We start from the raw sequence: 16,993 nt of genomic DNA on the forward strand, positions 1-16,993 counted from the left end.
CGACCTTGCTATTGGGCAGCGGCCCAGGACGGCACGGGCGCATGAAGTGCCGCGTGGTATTTGGCGACATAAGTGTCGAATGACTCGGTGTCGCTGTTTTCGATGGCAACTTGTTCGGCCAGCGATTCGGTGGCGGTGCGCTGTAGGTTGGCGACTGTTTCGGGTGCCAGTGGTGAGGCGGTCAGGGTTTGATGGTGGGCCAGGCTTTGCGCGAGTGTGTAGTCGTGGAAGGTGCGACCACTGGCGCGCAGGTCGGCCAGCAGACGCGCGGACGGCGTTTCTTCGACGTGATTGACCTTTTGTGCCTGCACTTGCAAAGCCTGCGTGTGCAGGGTGGTGTTGTTTACAGTGTCGAGCAACTCGGCGTAGGGCCCAATGCGTTCAATCAGTTCGCGGCCCCATTCTTGTAAGCCAACGGGTTGGTTTTGACGGACCAGTTTCAGGCCGGGTTCGCGGCCGCGTTTGGAAACAATGCCGAAGTTATCGTTGCTGTCGCGGCAAAAGCCGTTGTTGGGGAAGAACGGGCTGTCTTCGACCGCGCAAAACAGCAGGAAGGCGTCCATGAAGGCGCTGGTGGTGTCTGGAATGCCTACCGGACAGAACGGGTCGATGTCGAGGCACCGGACTTCGATGTACTGGACGCCGCGTGCAGCCAGTGCTGTTGACGGGCGCTCACCGCGCTCTACCGAGCGTTTGGGCCGGATGCTGGAGTAGTACTCGTTTTCGATTTGCAGCAGGTTGGTATTTAGCTGGATCCATTCGCCGTTACGGTGCGTGCCGATGGCTTCATAGGCGGGCCAGGGGGTAGTGACGGCATCGTGCAAACGCTTCAGGAAGGTTTCGATGTCGTTGTAGCATAGCTGAAGCTCGGACTGCGCCTTGTTGTTGTAGCCTAAGTCGCTCATGCGCAGGCTGGTGGCGTAGGGCAGGTACAGTGTATCGTCGTCGAAGCGTTCGAGCTGATGCGGCTGGCCTTTGACGAAACTGGTTGAAATGGCCGGCGATGCGCCAAACAGGTACATGAGCAGCCACGAATAGCGCGTAAAGTTGCGAATCAGCGCCAGATAGCCTTTTGAGCGCTGTTCTTCGATGCTGTTGCCTTCGGTACCCAACAGAGCCCAGATGTCGTCGGGCAACGAAAAGTTGTAATGAACGCCGGCAATACATTGCATGGCTTTGCCGTAGCGTTCGGCTAGGCCGCGCCGATACACATGCTTGAGCATGCCCGTATTCGATGTGCCATACCAGCCGATGGGGATATCGGCTTCGCCTGGCAGCAATGCTGGCATGGACTGATTCCAGATCAGTTCGCCCTGAAGCTTACTGGCGACAAACCTGTGAATGTCTTCAAGTTCACCCAGCAGCGATTCGACCGACCCATGCACACCGGTAATCAGTTCGAGCAGGGCTTCGGAGTAGTCGGTGGTGATTTTAGGATTGGTTAGCGCGCTGCCCAGTTGCTGTGGGTGAGGCGTACGGGCAAGGGCGCCGCTCAGGTCGACCCGCAGCCCTTCTTTTTCGATACCCCGCATAATGCCTCGCAAGACGGAGGCCTTGGGGTGCAGCAGCGTGTGTCGTTCGGGGCGTTGGTTCATTCGGTGTATCTTCTTGATATGGGCGTATGGCAGCGGATTTTACCCGAGCCCCTACAATGTACGCCTGTGAATGTTTTTTTGCTGTATTTCCAGTAAATTTCAAAGGGGTTTTGAGGTGTTTCGTTCGGGCTTGATGGCGCTGCGCGCCTTCGTCGTAGTGGCGTTTGCCGGGCTTTTGGCGGGGTGCTCCCCCGACTACAACTGGCGCGAAGTGACGCTGGCCGACGGCCTGGTCATGGCTGCGTTTCCCGACAAACCCCGGGTACAAAAAAAGACCCTGCCCTTCGAGGGGCACGCGCTTGAGTTTTCGTTGACTGGCACGGTGTTGAACGATGCCGTGTTTGCTGTTGGTCATGCGCCGCTGCCGCCGGTTATCGGGCAAGACGCTGGCCTGCGCGAACGCCTGTATCAGCAGACGTTGCTGTCGTTTTACGGGAATTTCGGGGAGCAACCGCCCAATCCGTTGCCTCGCCCGGGCCAGCCATTTGATATCTCCGGAAAAGGTCCTGGCGGGCCATTGCGCCTTCAGGGGGTGGTGTGGGTGCATTCGTCGTCGATCACCGAGGCGTTGGTCACGGCCCCTGCCGATCGGTTTCCCACCGAGCCGGCTGCGCAGTTTTTGAATGCGGTCAAGGCGCCGGGGGGCTGACAAGGCCGCGCTAGCGTCGAGAGGTTTGTTTCTTTTAATCGCTGCGTGCGGCGCTTCAAGCGGCAACCCGATCAAGTGTGTCCAGATAGCCGGCGCGCAAAGCATGTGTAATGGCCGCCTGCCGGTTGCAGACATCCAGCTTGGTGCACGCATTTTTAATATGGAAGTTGGCGGTGCGCTCGGTCAGGCCCAAGATGGCGCCTATTTCGGCGCTGGTTTTACCAATGGCCGCCCATCGCAGGCACTCGACTTCTCGGGGTGTCAGGTGGGGGCCTTGAGTGGTTGCAGTGTCGTGGGCCGTGCCTGTCATTTTTGTTATCCTTTTTTGTATGCCGCTACCGTTGCGGTGGCCTTATCTATTGGCGCATTGAAAGAATTTGTTATTAATGTATCAATTTTTAGATCAGAATCAAAGTCAGGGTGGCTAAAAACAGCGTGGCCGAGGTGTTAGAATTTCGATTAACTTAATGTACGGCGCCGATTTGCTTGATCTGCTTGCGGGCGCCTCATAAATCCAGCTAAAGAGGTCCTTCTATGGCCCAATCACCTCATACTGCTTCCAATCTGCCGCCCGAAACCGCGATTCCTTCAGGTTCCGTCGGTATTGTTTCCCCCGAATTCATCAGTTTCGACGAGCCGCTGCACCTAGTCAGCGGGCAGGTCTTACCGCGCTACGAGCTGGCGATAGAAACCTACGGCACGCTTAACGCCGACCGCAGTAATGCGGTGCTGGTTTGTCATGCGCTAAATGCCTCGCATCATGTGGCCGGCTTGTCGGCAGACAATGTCAAAGACGTGGGCTGGTGGGACAACATGGTAGGCCCGGGCAAGGCGCTGGATACCGACCGCTTTTTTGTGATTGGTGTCAACAATATCGGGTCTTGTTTTGGTTCGACAGGCCCGGCCAGTATCAACCCCGATACGGGCAAGCCCTGGGGGGCCTCGTTCCCCATGCTTACAGTACAAGACTGGGTGCATGCACAAGCCCGTCTGGCCGATTACCTGGGCATTAAAAAGTTTGCCGCCGTCATGGGCGGGTCGTTGGGGGGGATGCAGGCCCTGGGGTGGTCAATGATCTGCCCCGACCGCGTCGGCCATTGCATTGTCATTGCCAGTACGCCGCGTCTGTCGGCCCAAAATATTGGCTTCAACGAAGTTGCGCGCAGGGCCATTATTACCGACCCCGATTTCCACGGGGGCGACTACTACGCCCATAACACGGTGCCGCGCCGTGGTTTGTCGCTGGCCCGCATGGTGGGCCACATTACGTATTTGTCAGACGATGACATGGCCACCAAGTTTGGTCGCACCCAGCGGGCGCCGGCCGAGGGTGGCGACTTCCATTACGGCTACGACGTCGAGTTCGAAGTTGAGTCTTATCTGCGCTACCAGGGCGAAAAATTTTCCACCTATTTCGACGCCAATACCTATTTGCTGATTACGCGAGCACTCGATTACTTCGACCCGGCGCGTCGGTACGAAGGTAACCTGGCCCGGGCGCTGAACCACGTTAAAGCCGGCTTTTTGCTGGTGTCGTTCACGACCGACTGGCGTTTTCCACCCGAGCGTTCCCGCGAGATTGTCGAGGCCCTGCTCGAGAACAAGCTGCCGGTTACCTATGCCGAAATCGATGCGCCGCACGGCCACGACGCCTTTTTGCTCGACGATCGTCGTTACCATGCCGTTGTGCAGGGCTACTACGACCAGATTGCCCGCGAACTGGGTTTGCCCGAGCGCACCAAAACGACGGGAGTACTGGCATGACGACCCCCACAAAACACGATACTGCGGCCATCCGCCCCGACCTTGTCCGTATTGCAGGCTGGATCGAGCCCGGTAGCCGAGTGCTTGATTTAGGTTGCGGCGACGGCACGTTGCTGGCTTATCTGCGAGATCATAAAAAGGTCGATGGCGCAGGGGTTGAGTTTGATGACGAGCGCGTCATTGCGTCAGTTCGGCGCGGGGTCAGGGTCATTCAGCAAAACCTTGAAGACGGTCTTGCCTTGTTTCGCGATCAGCAGTTCGATTCAGTCGTGCTGTCGCAAACCTTGCAGTCCATGCACCATACTGAACACATTTTGCGCGAAATGGCCCGTGTGGCGCGCTTTGGCATTGTGTCGTTTCCCAACTTTGGTTACTGGCCGCATGGGTTATCCATTTTAAAAGGGCGTATGCCGGTTACTGGTCAAATGCCCTACGAGTGGTACAACACGCCCAATATTCATTTGTGCACCATGAAAGATTTCGAAGATCTGGCGCAACAATTGGGGCTTAAAGTGACGCATGTCGCTACCTTTAACCGCGATAAAGAAATCAACTTTTTGCGTGGTTGGCGCAGCACACTGGCGGTGTACCGTTTCGAGTCTCCCAACGCCGCATCCTGAAGGAGGCTGACATCTCTTCGTTCAGCAGTGTTTATGCAAGCCCGCGGGTCTATCCTTTGCTGGTCTTGGGCTTTGCCAGTGGCCTGCCCCTGGCGCTGGTTACGGGTACGTTGCAGGCCTGGGCCACTGTATCCGGTGTTTCGCTGCAAAATATTGGCTTTCTCACGCTAGTAGGTACGGCCTACACCCTCAAGTTCTTGTGGGCACCGCTGGTTGATCGTTATGCGCCCGATTTTCTAGGACGTCGCCGTAGCTGGATGTTTTTCAGCCAGTTGCTGCTGGGCATATTTATTATTGCCATGGGCATGTTGTCGCCCTCGTCGCATTTGGGTTTGTTGGCGGCAGTGGCCGTTATTGTGGCGTTTCTGTCGGCCACACAAGACATTGCTTTTGACGCCTATAGTACCGACGTCTTGCGCGACAATGAGCGCGCCGCAGGTGCCGCCCTGAAAGTATTAGGGTACAGGCTAGCCATGATCGTTTCCGGGGGCCTGGCGCTGGTCTTGGCCGGGTCGTGGCTGGGCTGGCAGTACACCTACGCGCTCATGGGCGTGTTCATGATGTTGTGCGCCTTGGCCACTGTGTTGGCGCCCGAACCCGAAGTCATTGCGGCGGCGCCTCGCACGTTGGGTGTGGCCGTTGTTGCGCCCTTGTCCGAGTTTTTTAGTCGGCGTGGCGCAGTACTGATTTTGTTGCTGATTGTGCTGTATAAGCTGGGCGATGCCTTTGCCGGGGCCCTGTCCACCACTTTTCTTATCCGTGGTGCCGGTTTCAGCACCGAAGAGGTGGGGGCGGTTAACAAAATATTCGGCCTGGTAGCCACCATTATCGGTGCGCTGGCCGGTGGCAGCATCATGGCCCGTATGGGGCTGTATCGCTCGTTATTGCTGTTTGGCATTTTGCAGGCCGTGTCCAATTTTGGGTATTGGGTGTTGGCGGTAACACCGCCACATCTTTACACCATGGGCATGGTAGTCGCTATCGAAAACGTGTGCGGCGGGCTCGGCACTGCCGCGTTCGTGGCCCTGCTGATGGCGCTGTGCAACCAGCAGTTCTCGGCAACCCAGTTTGCGTTGTTGTCTGCCTTGTCGGCCGTTGGCCGCACTTATCTGGCGGGGCCATTTACGCCGCCTCTGGTAGAGGCCTTTGGCTGGCCGCAGTTTTTTGTATTTACGGTATTGATTGCCTTGCCGGGTTTGGTGCTGCTTTGGTTCAAGCGCGACGAAATCAGGCAGCTCGACACCACCGACCGACATTAAAAGATTCCGCTTATGCTCCGTGTTATTTCTGCCAACCTGAACGGCATCCGCTCGGCGGCAAACAAAGGTTTTTTTACCTGGTTGCCCGAACAAAACGCCGACTTTATCTGCCTGCAAGAATTAAAAGCCCAGGCCGATAATCTGACCGACGAAATGCGCAGTCCGTCGGGGTGCATGGGCTATTTCCATTACGCCGAGAAAAAAGGCTACAGCGGTGTGGGTATTTACGCCCGTAAGGCGCCCGATCAGGTGATTGAAGGCCTGGGCGTACCTGAAATCGACGCTGAGGGCCGTTATATCGAGCTGGTTTACGACGGGTTTTCGGTTATCTCTGTTTATTTGCCATCGGGCTCAAGCGGAGACCACCGTCAGGCGGCAAAGTACAGTTTTATGGATGTCTTTTACGGCCATTTGCAGCAGTTGGCGCAAGCGGGCCGCAGGGTTATCTTGTGTGGCGACTGGAATATCGCCCATAAAGAAATCGACCTGAAAAACTGGAAAGGCAACCTGAAGAACAGCGGCTTTTTGCCAGAAGAGCGGGCCTGGTTGACCCGTGTGTTTGATGAGCTTTCGTGGGTGGACGTGTATCGTCGGCTATACCCAGAGGCCACCGGCGACGCCTATACATGGTGGAGCAATCGGGGGCAGGCACGGGCCAATAATGTCGGGTGGCGTATCGACTATCAAATTGCCACGCCCGATATTGCGGCGACCGCAACGCAGGCGTCCATTTATAAAGAACAGTGGTTCAGCGACCACGCGCCGCTGATCATTGATTACGATACCCAGGTGTAATCCTCGGGTTGTTTGGCTAAAGGAAGTGTGATGCAAGGGATCAAACGCAAGGTGGTGTATGTGTCGTTATACGAGGCTATCGCTATTGCACTGACCACGACGGTGTTTTATTTGCTGGGCTACAGCATGACGGACGCGGGTATCGCCTCTGTTGTGGCGTCAGTTATCGCTGTGCTCTGGAATTTGGTCTGGAATACCGGCTTCGAGTTCTGGGAGTCACGCCAAATCAGAAAAGGGCGCAGCATTGCACGGCGCATTGCCCATGCCATCGGCTTCGAGGGCGGGTTAGTGGTGTTTCTGGTGCCGTTTTTTGCCTGGTGGTTGCAGGTGTCGTGGTGGGAGGCCTTGGTTCTGGACGCTGGCTTGATCGTGTTCTTTCTGGTGTACACCTTTGTATTCAGTTGGGTGTTTGACCGCGTCTTTGGCTTGCCTGCATCGGCTATGCCCCAGCCGGTTGCGCAGGGACAGTCAGCGCAGTAAAGCCGCTTGCGCTGCGCTGCTTCCGGGGCTGGAGCGGCCTATTTGTTTCGGGGGCTTGTTGGTCAACGGTTAAAGGCGTTTTAATGGGCGTCTGACTTTCCGGTTGATACACATCTGCCCCAGGAGCCCTGATATGCCCATTTTGCGCCGAAATTTTTTGGTAACCGTCGGGCTTTGTGCTGCCTTGGCAGTGCCGTGCAGCGCACGCAGTGCGTCACCTCATATCAATGTGGGGCCATTTCCCGGTCTCGACCAAGTTGCGCTTGCCTCCAATGGCATGACGCAGGCGTTGGCCGAATTGCCGGCCATTGTGCAAAATATTATCGACCGTAGCCAGGTGCCGGGCGTAGCCGTGGCGGTGGTTCACAATGGCGATACCGTGTTTGCACAGGGTTTTGGTGTGCGTCAGTTGGGTAAGCCAGAGCCCATTACCCCCGAGACGGTCTTTCTTATCGCGTCGTTGTCAAAATCGTTGACCGGCTCACTGATTGCCACACAAGTCAGCGCGGGCAAAGTGCACTGGGACGATCCGGTTGTCAAGTATTTGCCGGGCTTCAGGCTGGCCAACAATTACGTCAGTCAAACAGCAACTATCGGCGACTTCATGGCCCATCGTTCTGGTTTGCCTGGTGCGGCCGGAGACGATCTCGAAGACCTTGGGTACTCGCGCGAGCAAATTCTTTCGCGCCTGCACTTGTTGCCGCTCGACGACTTTCGCACCTCTTATCATTACGCCAACTTTGGCACGACGACGGCAGCTGCGGCGGTTGCAGCCGCTGCGGGCACGTCATGGGAGTCGCTTATTCAGAGCGCCTTGTTTCAGCCGCTGGGCATGACCTCAACCAGCGCACGTCATCGCGACTTTATCGGGCGTTCGAATCGGGCAGTGCAACATGCATTTGAAGAGGGTCGGTTTCAGGCGCTTTACGATCGCAATGCCGATGCACAGTCGCCGGCTGGCGGCGTGTCGTCCAATGTGCTCGATATGGCGAACTGGATGAAATTCATGCTGGCTTCGGGTCGGTACAAGGGGCAGCAATTGGCCACCGCCGAAGCGCTTTTACAGGCGACCCAACCTCAGGCGTTCAGTGGGCCGATGGCTACAGCTGAGGCCCGCCCAGGGTTTTATGGTTATGGCTTCAACGTGGGTATCGAACCTAACGGCCGTGTGCTTGTCAGCCATTCGGGGGCGTTCTTGCTGGGCACAGGTACGCACTATCGCCTGTTGCCCTCGGCCAATGTGGGTATTGTGGTGCTCACCAACGGCAGCCCGGTGGGGGTCGCCGAAAGCATCGCCGCTGAATTTACCGATCGCGTTCAATACGGCAAACCTTTGCGTGACTGGTTTAGTGCTTATCAACCCTTGTTTCAGGGCTTGCTTGAGCCGGTTGGCGATCTGGTGGGCCAGCAACCGCCGGTAACGGTTCGGCCGGCGAGCGACCCGACCGCGTATGTGGGCACGTATCACAACGAGTATTACGGCCCGGCTACCATTACAGCGCGGGGGGCATCGTTGTATCTGGCCTTGGGCCCCGGGGGGCTCAATGCAGAGCTCAAGCCCTGGGATGGCGACACCTTCGCCATTGCGCCGGTGTCCGAGAATGAAGCCAAGGGGTCGCTGTCGTCAGTTCAGTTTGATCGAATGTCGGGCAGCAAAGTCGCCCAAGGCTTTGTCGTTGAATATCTAAACGGGAATGGGCTGGGCCAGTGGCAGCGCACAAGCGCCGCCCATTAGCCGAACCGGAAGCTGGATGCGGTAATGTTTGCGAATGCGGTGACCTCGTGGTGTACACAGGTCGCGGCTTCGTTTTCGGCTGCGCCTACCGCAACCATTAGGGGTAGCAGGTGGTCTTCGCGCGGGTGCGCGCGTCGCGCGGCGGGCGCCGATTCCCACTGTTTAAGGGCATTGCTGCGCTCTGCCACCGGGCCTTCGACCACGACCTGCTGCAGCCAGGCATCGAATTGAGCCGAGGGTTCAGACCCAATCGTGCGGATTTCACGCAGGTTGTGATAGCTCAGACCACTGCCAATGATCAAAATGTCTTCGTTACGCAGCGGGGCAAGGGCGCGCCCCAACGCCAGGTGTAGCTCTGGGTCGAAATGTGTTTCTAGGGAGACCTGTACCACCGGGATATCGGCGTCTGGATACATGATTGCCAGAGGTACAAACGTACCGTGGTCAAAGCCGCGTTCAGAATCGATGGCGCAGGCCAGGCCGGCGCGGTCGAGTAGCGCGGCGATTTGCTTGACGAGTTCTGGCGAGCCCGGCGCAGGGTACTGTACTTCGTAGGTGTGTGGCGGGAAGTTGTAATAGTCGTAATACATGGGCGGCTTCGGATTGCCCATAATTAAGAAGCCGCCGTCGGCTTCCCAGTGTGCTGAGACCATGACAATGGCTTTGGGTTTGCGCGGCAACTGGTTCGGGATGTCTTGCAGCGCAGCTGTCAGAATAGCGTAGCGTTCTGCAGCTTCAGGCATCCAGGGCCAGGGGCCGCCGCCGTGCGAAATATAGTAAACGGGCATTGTCATGGTGGTTCTCGTGCAGTGTGCGGGTGGGCCTGCCGTGTCAGTTTGCTTTTCTTAAACCGTCGACACTCCAGGCGCCTGGCCCCGCAAAAATAATATAAAAGAAAATAAAGCAGAACAGCGTGGCTGCTTCGCCGCCGTTAAGTATAGGCAATAGCAGGTCGCCCTTGGGTGCGACGTGGCCCATGAAATAAGCCGCTGCGGCAAAGCCCGAGGCAATGAAAGCGGCAAATCGCGTAAACAGGCCAATAAGCAGCAAAATGCCAAAGACAATTTCAATAATGCCGGCCAGGCCGTAAATTGAAAAAAGCTGCAGGTTATCGAACATGGCGATATGGGGTATGCCCAATAGCTTGGCCGAGCCGTGCCAGAACAGCAGGTAGCCGCTGACGATACGTAAGATGCCCAGAACACGGGGCGCCCAGAGTGTGCAGGTGTTATCCATGGTTTTCCTTTATAAGAGAAAGAGAAAGAGCAACTGCGAACAGCAAACCGTGAAGCCAAGACAAAAAATTATTCTGCGACCTGTGATGCCGGCCTGTTCGGTGTCGAATCACGTGCCCAGTTTATAAGAAGGCAAAGGGGTCGTGGGGCAAGGCAGGCCACTTATGCACGATAATGTTGCTTTTCCCGTTTATTTTCCAGGTCCATCATGTCTGTAAACACCACACGTACCGACTTTGTGCGGTTCTCGCTCGAACAAGGCGTTTTGCGTTTTGGCGAGTTCAAGGTCAAGTCTGGCCGACTCAGCCCTTACTTTTTTAATGCCGGCTTGTTCAACTCCGGCTTGTCGGTAGGGCGTCTGGCGCAGTTTTACGCACAGGCGCTGGTCGATTCGGGCATTGAGTTCGATATGTTGTTCGGGCCGGCTTACAAGGGCATCCCGTTGGCTACTGCCACGTCGGTGGCATTGGCACAGCATCCGGCCATGCAAGGGCGAGATATCCCGTTTGCGTTTAACCGTAAAGAAGCCAAAGATCACGGTGAGGGTGGTGTATTGGTGGGCGCACCGCTAAAGGGTAAAGTTGTCATTATCGACGACGTGATCACGGCCGGTACGTCGGTGGGCGAGTCGGTGCAAATTATTAAGGCGGCAGGCGCCGAACCGGCAGCAGTGCTTATTGCCCTCGATCGCATGGAGCGGGCCGGACCGGACGATGCCTTGTCACCGCATTCGGCCGTGCAAGAGGTCTCGAACCGTTACGGCATACCGGTGGTCAGCATTGCATCACTCGCCGATATCATGGCGCTTATCGAGCACAGCACTGAGCTTGCGGTACACCGCGACGCTGTCGCGGCCTACCGCAAGAAATACGGCGTTTAACCCAGCTTTTCTTTCAGCAGGTCATTGACCTGCTGCGGGTTGGCCTTGCCTTTGGCGGCCTTCATGATCTGGCCAACCAGCGAATTGAAGGCTTTTTGTTTGCCCGCCCGGTATTCTTCGACGATGGCGGGATGGGCGGCCAGAACGTCGTCGACCATTTTGCTGATGGCGCCGGTATCGCTGATTTGCTTCAGGCCCTTGGCTTCGATGATGGCATCGGCATTGCCGTTGTGCTCGCCGGCCCACATCGCGGTAAACACATCACGAGCAATTTTGTTAGACACCGTGCCATCGATGATGCGTTTGATCAGGCCGGCCAGGGCATCGGCTGAAACAGGAATGGATTCAATCCCGATTTCGTCGCGATTCAGTGCCGCAGAAACTTCGCCCAGGACCCAGTTTGCGGCCAGTTTGGCCTGGCCTTCTGGCAGTTGTTTTGCTGTGGCTTCGAAGTAGTCTGCAAAGGCGCGGTCCAGCGTTAGCTGTGCTGCGTCGTAGCCGGTCAGGCCCAGGTCAGACTCGAACCGTTTGCGCTTGGCGCTTGGTAGCTCGGGCATACCGGCCTTGACGCGCTCAACCCATTCGGGGGCAATAACCAGCGGTGGCAAGTCGGGGTCGGGGAAGTAACGATAGTCGTCAGAGTCTTCCTTGCTGCGCATGCTGCGGGTTTCGTCTTTGTCGGCATCGTACAGGCGGGTTTCCTGGCGCACTTTGCCGCCGTCTTCGATCAGCTCGATCTGGCGTTGGGCCTCGTACACGATGGCGCGCTCAAGGAAGCGGAACGAGTTCAGGTTTTTGATTTCGCAGCGCGTGCCGAACTCGGCTTGCCCCTTCGGGCGCACCGAAACGTTGGCGTCGCAGCGGAAAGAGCCTTCTTGCATATTGCCGTCGCAAATGCCCAGCCAGACGACCAGGCTATGCAGTGTGCGGGCATAGGCGACAGCCTCGGCCGCCGAACGCATCTCGGGCTCGGATACGATTTCGAGCAATGGCGTACCGGCGCGATTCAGGTCAATACCTGTAGAGGATTCGCCGTGCGGGCCGGTAAAGTTTTCGTGCAACGATTTGCCCGCGTCTTCTTCGAGGTGGGCACGGGTCAGGCGCACCGTCTTTTCGGTGTCGCCCACAAAGAAGCGGATCTCGCCGCCTTGGACAACCGGAATCTCGAATTGGCTGATTTGGTAGTTTTTGGGCAGGTCGGGATAAAAATAGTTTTTGCGCGCAAAAATTGAGCGCGGCGCCACGTGTGCCCCCACTGCTAGGCCGAATGCAATCGCGCGTTCGACAGCGCCGCGGTTGAGCACCGGCAGACTGCCGGGTAGCGCCATGTCGATCTCGTTGGCCTGGGTGTTGGGCAACGCCCCATATTTGGTGCTGCTGCTTGAAAATATCTTGGAGGCCGTCGATAGCTGGGCGTGTGTTTCAAGCCCGATGACAATTTCCCATTCCATTATTTCTGTTCCGGTTTACGTTGGTGCCAGTCGGTGACCTGTTGGAAGCGGTCGGCAATGGCCAGAATCTGGCCTTCGCGGAAGTAGTTGCCAATGATTTGCAAGCCGACGGGCAGTTTGCCTTCGGTACCGCCAAACCCGCAAGGGATAGACATTGCCGGTAACCCCGCCAAGCTGACGCCCAGGGTGTAGATATCGGCCAGCCAGTCGGCGGTCGGGTCGTCGCGGTTGTCGCCAATACGTTTGGCGACCGTCGGTGTGACGGGCCCCATGATGACATCGCACTGGTTGGCAAAGGCTTGCTGGAAGTCGTTGGCAATCATGCGGCGCACTCGTTGTGCCTGCAGATAGTAGGCGTCGTAGTAGCCATGGCACAGTACATAAGTACCCACCATAATGCGTCGAATCACTTCAGGACCGAACCCTTCAGCGCGACTGCGGCTGGTCATGTCGGCCAGGTCACCGTATTGGCTGGTGCGATGGCCATAACGGACACCATCGTAGCGCGAGAGGTTGCTGGATGCCTCGGCCGGTGCAATGACGTAATACGCTGGGATGGACAGTTTGGTGCGCGGCAACGAGATGTTGACGCGTGTCGCGCCCAAGGCTTCGTATTGTTGCAGTGCGGCCTCGATAGCTGCTGCGACGTCTGCGCTTAGGCCATCACCGAAAAATTCGTCGGGTACGCCAATGCGCAAGCCTTGCAGGGGCTTGGCGCCATTTGCGTCGAACTGGGCGGCGTGCTGTGTAAATTCGTTGCGCATACGGCCGGGCGCATTGGCGACACCATCGCAATATTCAAGGCTGGTCGAGTCGCGTTCGTCGAAGCCGCTCATGGTGTCGAGTAGCTCGAGGAGGTCTTTAGCGTGGCGGGCCACCGGGCCGGCCTGGTCCAGGCTGGACCCGAAGGCGATCATGCCAAAGCGCGACACCGTACCGTAAGTGGGCTTGATGCCGCTGACGCCGCAAAGGGCGGCCGGTTGGCGGACTGAGCCGCCGGTATCGGTGCCGGTAGTTGCCGGCACAATACCTGCGGCAACGGCGGCAGCCGATCCACCCGACGAGCCGCCGGGCACGTGTCGGGTGTCCCACGGGTTGCGTGTGGGGCCGAATGCCGAGTTTTCGTTGCCCGAACCCATGGCGAATTCGTCGCAATTGAGTTTGCCCACCGATACGGCGCCTGCCAGCGTCAGTTTGCTAACGACTGTGGCGTCGAATGGGCTGGTGTAGTTGGCCAGCATTTTGCTGGCCGCCGTTGTGCGCCAGCCTTGCGTGACAAAGACATCTTTGTGCGCGATGGGGACGCCAGTCAGTGGATGCGCCCGTCCGTCGGCCAGCATCTGGTCGGCGGCGCGCGCCTGAGCCAAGGTGAGTTCAGGGTCGACGTGCAAAAAGGCATTCAGCGCTGTCTGGGCTTGGACAGCCTGGAGCGCAGCGTTGGCAAGCTCGGCCGCGCTGACTTTGCGCGCTGTTAAGGCCTGACGCAAGGCTTCGATGCTGTCGAATTCTTGAAGTGTGGACATGAGTAATATTTAGTAAGAGTTTATTCGATGACCGTGGGCACCAGGAACAGGCCTTCGGTGTTTGCCGGGGCGTTCGACATGAGTGCATCGCGACCCTGCGCCGAATGCGCGGGGGCGGGGGTGTCTTCGCGCAGCCGAAGGGCAATGTCTTGGTGGGCAGAAAGCGGATGCGCCATGGGTTCGATACCCGAGGTATCGACGGCTTGCAGTTGTTCGATCAGGCCCAAAATGCCATTGAGTTCGGTTTGCATGGTTTGGCTGTCTTGTTCTGACAGTGCAATGCGCGCAAGACGCGCGACGCGGGTAACGTCGTCTTGGGTAATGGCCATGGAAATTGTCCGGTAGAGGGATCGGTTACTAAAAATTAATGGGCCAAGAATCTGGCCCTATCTAAAATGAATTATAAGTTATCATTTACGGCTAATTCTGTTAATTGGGCCCGTGGGGCGCGTGCTAAGCTTCAAAACCGCGATGGCTGATTAATTCGCTTTAATAAACTATCTACGACTAAGCGCACATGTTCGGATTTCTCCGCAGTTATTTCTCCAGCGATATGGCCATCGACCTTGGTACGGCCAACACGTTAATTTACGTTCGCGGCAAGGGCATTGTGCTCGACGAACCCTCGGTCGTCGCCATCCGCCACGACGGCAGCCCAAATGGTAAAAAAATCATCCAGGCAGTCGGTCGCGAGGCCAAGCAAATGCTGGGTCGGGTGCCGGGCAACATCGAAGCCATTCGGCCCATGAAAGACGGCGTGATTGCCGACTTTACCGTGACCGAACAAATGCTCAAGCAGTTTATTCGTATGGTGCATCCGGGCAGCATGTTTGCGCCTAGCCCACGAATCATTGTTTGCGTACCTTGCGGTTCCACCCAGGTCGAGCGTCGCGCCATTCGCGAGTCGGCCCTCGGTGCAGGCGCCAGTCAGGTTTACCTCATCGAAGAGCCCATGGCCGCTGCCATTGGTGCCGGGTTAGGCGTGTCCGACGCCAGCGGCTCCATGGTTGTCGACATCGGTGGCGGTACCACCGAAGTTGCGGTGATCTCCCTGGGCGGCATGGTGTACAAGGGCTCGGTACGTGTAGGCGGCGACAAATTCGACGAAGCCATCATCAATTACATCCGTCGCAACTACGGCATGCTCATTGGCGAACCCACCGCCGAATACATCAAGAAAGAAATCGGCTCCGCGTTTCCGGGCGCCGAAATTCGCGAAATCGAAGTCAAGGGCCGCAATTTGTCAGAGGGTGTGCCGCGCAGCTTTACGGTGTCGTCCAACGAAATTCTCGAGTCCCTTACCGATCCGCTCAACCAGATCGTGTCGGCGGTCAAAACCGCGCTCGAACAGACACCGCCAGAGCTGGGCTCTGACATTACCGAAAAAGGTATCGCCCTTACTGGTGGCGGCGCGCTTCTGCGCGACCTCGATCGCTTGCTGCAAGAAGAAACAGGTCTGCCTGTTATCGTCGCTGAAGACCCGCTAACCTGCGTGGTTCGTGGCTGCGGCGAGGCACTTGAGCACCTTGAACGTCTGGGCACGGTGTTCATCTACGATTAACACCGACGGTGCGGCCTTGATCAATGCAGCAAAACGCAACTCTCCGGTTATTCAAGCGTGGGCCAACGCCTGAATTTCGTCTGCTGGTTGTTGTTTTGCTCAGTCTGGTTTTGCTGTTTGTCGATGCGCGCTGGTCGGTGCTCGATCCCGTCCGACGCGTGGTGTCAGTGGCCATTTATCCGTTTCAAAGGCTGGCTATGGCGCCGCGCGATGTTATCGAACTCGTCGATAACTGGATGAACGCGGCCACGCTGGCACGTACCGAAAAAGAAGCGCTTCAGCGTCAACGCATTGAGTTGGCGCAACTGTCCAGCCACGCGGCACAGTTGGCCACCGAAAATTTGCAGTTGCGTCGTTTGCTTAGTGTGACTGAGCTCGGTCAGCAGCAGTCGATTGCCGTAGAGGTGCTCTACGAGCCGGCCAACGCGTTTAATCATCACCTTATTTTTAATAAAGGCACGACCAGCGGTATAGCGCCGGGTATGCCTGTTATCGATGAGGGCGGTGTGGTCGGTCAGGTTATTCGGGTTACGCCGTTTACTTCCGAAGCTGCACTGCTGACCGACGATAAGGTGTCGGTGCCCGTTCAGGTCGTACGCAACGGGCTGCGGCTTATTGCTTTTGGCGGTAACCCTGAAGGTAAGGTTGAAGTCCGTTATTTAACGGCCAATGCCGATATTCAGCCGGGCGATACGTTGGTGACCAGCGGTATTGGCGGGCTTTTCCCAGCAGGTCTGGCGGTAGGTCGCGTCGACGAAGTCAGACACGATACGGTCAGCGGTTTTGCCGTTGCGCTTGTTACGCCGTCGTCGCACCCTGAGCGTTATCGGCATTTTCTTGTTTTAAGTACCGAGGCCGCCCGTGCCGCGGCCAATGCCGAGGGTGACAATGCGCCCTAGTAATACAACGCCTCGTTCGTTAAGCTCTCTGCAGCCACTCGATACCCGTTCGTTCGGTGGGCCAGCCAGTATATGGCTGGTGTGGATCTCAATTTTGCTGGTCTGGGTAGTGTCGCTGTTGTCGTGGCGCCTGTGGCTGCCCGCGCCCGACTTACTTCTGCTGGTTATTGCATTCTGGTGTCTCTACGAACCACGGCGTGTTGGTCTGTTTACCGCATTCGTATTTGGCTTGCTCATGGATGTTCATGATGCTGGCCCTTTGGGCGGGCAGGCTCTGGTGTACGGTTTGGTTGCGTACGGAACCGTGGTGTTAAGCCGCCGGTTGGCCCGTTTTAATGCGGTTGTTCAGGCTTTGCATTTGTTACCTGTTTTTGTGGTATCCGAGGCGGTATACGCCTTGATCAGCGCCTGGTTGGCGGGGCAGTGGGTAGGTTGGTCATGGTTCTGGTCGGCCCTGTTTACGGTTGCGCTTTGGCCCATTGCCTACATTTTGCTGCACTATCTGCCCAATCGGTTGCACGATGAAGTCGAGTCGGGGACGGCCTGA

At 57.1% G+C, this 16,993-nt stretch carries 18 protein-coding genes and 1 riboswitch; of the genes, 11 read left to right on the top strand and 7 right to left on the bottom strand.

Translation table 11 applies throughout. From position 1 onward, the window contains the following. Positions 1 to 8: 8 nt before the first annotated feature. Positions 9 to 1,595 carry a glutamate--cysteine ligase gene (gene gshA, locus CHR62_RS01505; RefSeq protein ID WP_123659771.1) on the bottom strand — a complete coding sequence of 529 codons (1,587 nt, stop codon included), beginning with the start codon at positions 1,593 to 1,595 and terminating at the stop codon, positions 9 to 11. Positions 1,596 to 1,710: 115 nt separating this feature from the next. Here gshA and CHR62_RS01510 point away from each other — a divergent pair, with 115 nt between their 5' ends. Continuing rightward, the gene (locus CHR62_RS01510) at positions 1,711 to 2,244 is read left to right on the top strand and encodes a hypothetical protein (protein ID WP_123659772.1); all 534 of its coding nucleotides are present in this window, start codon (positions 1,711 to 1,713) and stop codon (positions 2,242 to 2,244) included. 55 nt (positions 2,245 to 2,299) lie between these two features. On the opposite strand, the gene CHR62_RS01515 is transcribed toward CHR62_RS01510, so the two are convergent. Beyond that, positions 2,300 to 2,554 (bottom strand): helix-turn-helix transcriptional regulator, encoded by a 255-nt coding sequence (locus CHR62_RS01515; RefSeq protein ID WP_123659773.1) that lies wholly within the window; start codon positions 2,552 to 2,554, stop codon positions 2,300 to 2,302. Positions 2,555 to 2,708: 154 nt separating this feature from the next. Further along, a riboswitch (SAM riboswitch) is annotated at positions 2,709 to 2,787 on the top strand. On the opposite strand from CHR62_RS01515, the gene CHR62_RS01520 reads away from it, so the two are divergent. The 6 genes from CHR62_RS01520 (at position 2,779) to CHR62_RS01545 (ending at position 8,897) form a co-directional block, all read left to right on the top strand. After that, entirely contained in the window at positions 2,779 to 4,008 is a 1,230-nt protein-coding gene (locus CHR62_RS01520) for a homoserine O-acetyltransferase (protein WP_123659774.1), read from the top strand. (Overlaps the previous riboswitch by 9 nt.) Then, on the top strand, positions 4,005 to 4,628 hold the full coding sequence (gene metW / locus CHR62_RS01525; RefSeq protein ID WP_093969779.1) for a methionine biosynthesis protein MetW: 624 nt from the start codon (positions 4,005 to 4,007) through the stop codon (positions 4,626 to 4,628). Before CHR62_RS01520 ends, metW begins: the two co-directional genes overlap by 4 nt. A gap of 11 nt (positions 4,629 to 4,639) precedes the next feature. Further along, positions 4,640 to 5,887: a muropeptide transporter gene (locus CHR62_RS01530; protein WP_370318032.1), complete on the top strand. Its 1,248-nt coding sequence runs from the start codon at positions 4,640 to 4,642 to the stop codon at positions 5,885 to 5,887. A 12-nt stretch (positions 5,888 to 5,899) separates the two neighbouring features. Continuing rightward, positions 5,900 to 6,682, top strand: a complete 783-nt coding sequence (locus CHR62_RS01535) for an exodeoxyribonuclease III (protein WP_123659775.1) — start codon at positions 5,900 to 5,902, stop codon at positions 6,680 to 6,682. Between the two features lie 30 nt (positions 6,683 to 6,712). Next, entirely contained in the window at positions 6,713 to 7,162 is a 450-nt protein-coding gene (locus CHR62_RS01540) for a PACE efflux transporter (RefSeq protein ID WP_093969777.1), read from the top strand. Positions 7,163 to 7,295: 133 nt separating this feature from the next. After that, positions 7,296 to 8,897 carry a serine hydrolase gene (locus CHR62_RS01545; RefSeq protein ID WP_123659776.1) on the top strand — a complete coding sequence of 534 codons (1,602 nt, stop codon included), beginning with the start codon at positions 7,296 to 7,298 and terminating at the stop codon, positions 8,895 to 8,897. On the opposite strand, the gene CHR62_RS01550 is transcribed toward CHR62_RS01545, so the two are convergent. Together CHR62_RS01550 and CHR62_RS01555 are read right to left on the bottom strand one after the other, a co-directional pair. Next, positions 8,894 to 9,691: a class III extradiol ring-cleavage dioxygenase gene (locus CHR62_RS01550; RefSeq protein WP_123659777.1), complete on the bottom strand. Its 798-nt coding sequence runs from the start codon at positions 9,689 to 9,691 to the stop codon at positions 8,894 to 8,896. The genes CHR62_RS01545 and CHR62_RS01550 overlap by 4 nt on opposite strands. Before the next feature lie 37 nt (positions 9,692 to 9,728). Continuing rightward, the gene (locus CHR62_RS01555; RefSeq protein WP_123659778.1) at positions 9,729 to 10,133 is read right to left on the bottom strand and encodes a DoxX family protein; all 405 of its coding nucleotides are present in this window, start codon (positions 10,131 to 10,133) and stop codon (positions 9,729 to 9,731) included. Positions 10,134 to 10,340: 207 nt separating this feature from the next. Between CHR62_RS01555 and pyrE the strand changes: the two genes are divergently transcribed. After that, on the top strand, positions 10,341 to 11,012 hold the full coding sequence (pyrE, locus tag CHR62_RS01560) for an orotate phosphoribosyltransferase (RefSeq protein ID WP_123659779.1): 672 nt from the start codon (positions 10,341 to 10,343) through the stop codon (positions 11,010 to 11,012). Here the strand turns inward: pyrE and gatB are convergent. Genes gatB through gatC form a run of 3 tightly spaced genes read right to left on the bottom strand, consistent with a single transcriptional unit; the run spans position 11,009 to position 14,315 of the window. Beyond that, positions 11,009 to 12,463 carry an Asp-tRNA(Asn)/Glu-tRNA(Gln) amidotransferase subunit GatB gene (gene gatB, locus CHR62_RS01565; protein ID WP_123659780.1) on the bottom strand — a complete coding sequence of 485 codons (1,455 nt, stop codon included), beginning with the start codon at positions 12,461 to 12,463 and terminating at the stop codon, positions 11,009 to 11,011. The two genes, pyrE and gatB, sit on opposite strands and share 4 nt — an antisense overlap. After that, positions 12,463 to 13,986, bottom strand: a complete 1,524-nt coding sequence (gene gatA / locus CHR62_RS01570) for an Asp-tRNA(Asn)/Glu-tRNA(Gln) amidotransferase subunit GatA (protein ID WP_123659781.1) — start codon at positions 13,984 to 13,986, stop codon at positions 12,463 to 12,465. The genes gatB and gatA overlap by 1 nt, the downstream gene beginning before the upstream one ends. 20 nt (positions 13,987 to 14,006) lie before the next feature. After that, positions 14,007 to 14,315, bottom strand: a complete 309-nt coding sequence (gene gatC, locus CHR62_RS01575; RefSeq protein ID WP_123659782.1) for an Asp-tRNA(Asn)/Glu-tRNA(Gln) amidotransferase subunit GatC — start codon at positions 14,313 to 14,315, stop codon at positions 14,007 to 14,009. A gap of 188 nt (positions 14,316 to 14,503) precedes the next feature. On the opposite strand from gatC, the gene CHR62_RS01580 reads away from it, so the two are divergent. From CHR62_RS01580 to mreD, 3 genes are read left to right on the top strand one after another with little or no spacing between them, the layout of a single operon-like run. Beyond that, a complete protein-coding gene (locus tag CHR62_RS01580; protein ID WP_093969769.1) occupies positions 14,504 to 15,547 on the top strand; it encodes a rod shape-determining protein in 1,044 nt (347 codons plus the stop codon). A 23-nt stretch (positions 15,548 to 15,570) separates the two neighbouring features. Then, positions 15,571 to 16,446 (top strand): rod shape-determining protein MreC, encoded by an 876-nt coding sequence (mreC, locus tag CHR62_RS01585; protein WP_093969768.1) that lies wholly within the window; start codon positions 15,571 to 15,573, stop codon positions 16,444 to 16,446. Continuing rightward, entirely contained in the window at positions 16,436 to 16,993 is a 558-nt protein-coding gene (gene mreD, locus CHR62_RS01590; protein WP_123659783.1) for a rod shape-determining protein MreD, read from the top strand. Before mreC ends, mreD begins: the two co-directional genes overlap by 11 nt.

The organism is Pusillimonas sp. NJUB218 (assembly GCF_003788685.1).
Classification (GTDB): Bacteria; Pseudomonadota; Gammaproteobacteria; order Burkholderiales; family Burkholderiaceae_B; genus Neopusillimonas.

Coding starts and splice junctions, on each gene's coding strand:
- pyrE (WP_123659779.1), top strand. CDS start 10,341: ATGTCTGTAAACACCACACGTACCGACTTTGTGCGGTTCTCGCTCGAA.
- CHR62_RS01545 (WP_123659776.1), top strand. CDS start 7,296: ATGCCCATTTTGCGCCGAAATTTTTTGGTAACCGTCGGGCTTTGTGCT.
- CHR62_RS01540 (WP_093969777.1), top strand. CDS start 6,713: ATGCAAGGGATCAAACGCAAGGTGGTGTATGTGTCGTTATACGAGGCT.
- gatC (WP_123659782.1), bottom strand. CDS start 14,315: ATGGCCATTACCCAAGACGACGTTACCCGCGTCGCGCGTCTTGCGCGC.
- gatA (WP_123659781.1), bottom strand. CDS start 13,986: ATGTCCACACTTCAAGAATTCGACAGCATCGAAGCCTTGCGTCAGGCC.
- mreC (WP_093969768.1), top strand. CDS start 15,571: ATGCAGCAAAACGCAACTCTCCGGTTATTCAAGCGTGGGCCAACGCCT.
- CHR62_RS01520 (WP_123659774.1), top strand. CDS start 2,779: ATGGCCCAATCACCTCATACTGCTTCCAATCTGCCGCCCGAAACCGCG.
- CHR62_RS01535 (WP_123659775.1), top strand. CDS start 5,900: ATGCTCCGTGTTATTTCTGCCAACCTGAACGGCATCCGCTCGGCGGCA.
- CHR62_RS01515 (WP_123659773.1), bottom strand. CDS start 2,554: ATGACAGGCACGGCCCACGACACTGCAACCACTCAAGGCCCCCACCTG.
- gshA (WP_123659771.1), bottom strand. CDS start 1,595: ATGAACCAACGCCCCGAACGACACACGCTGCTGCACCCCAAGGCCTCC.
- CHR62_RS01550 (WP_123659777.1), bottom strand. CDS start 9,691: ATGACAATGCCCGTTTACTATATTTCGCACGGCGGCGGCCCCTGGCCC.
- gatB (WP_123659780.1), bottom strand. CDS start 12,463: ATGGAATGGGAAATTGTCATCGGGCTTGAAACACACGCCCAGCTATCG.
- CHR62_RS01580 (WP_093969769.1), top strand. CDS start 14,504: ATGTTCGGATTTCTCCGCAGTTATTTCTCCAGCGATATGGCCATCGAC.
- CHR62_RS01555 (WP_123659778.1), bottom strand. CDS start 10,133: ATGGATAACACCTGCACACTCTGGGCGCCCCGTGTTCTGGGCATCTTA.
- mreD (WP_123659783.1), top strand. CDS start 16,436: ATGCGCCCTAGTAATACAACGCCTCGTTCGTTAAGCTCTCTGCAGCCA.
- metW (WP_093969779.1), top strand. CDS start 4,005: ATGACGACCCCCACAAAACACGATACTGCGGCCATCCGCCCCGACCTT.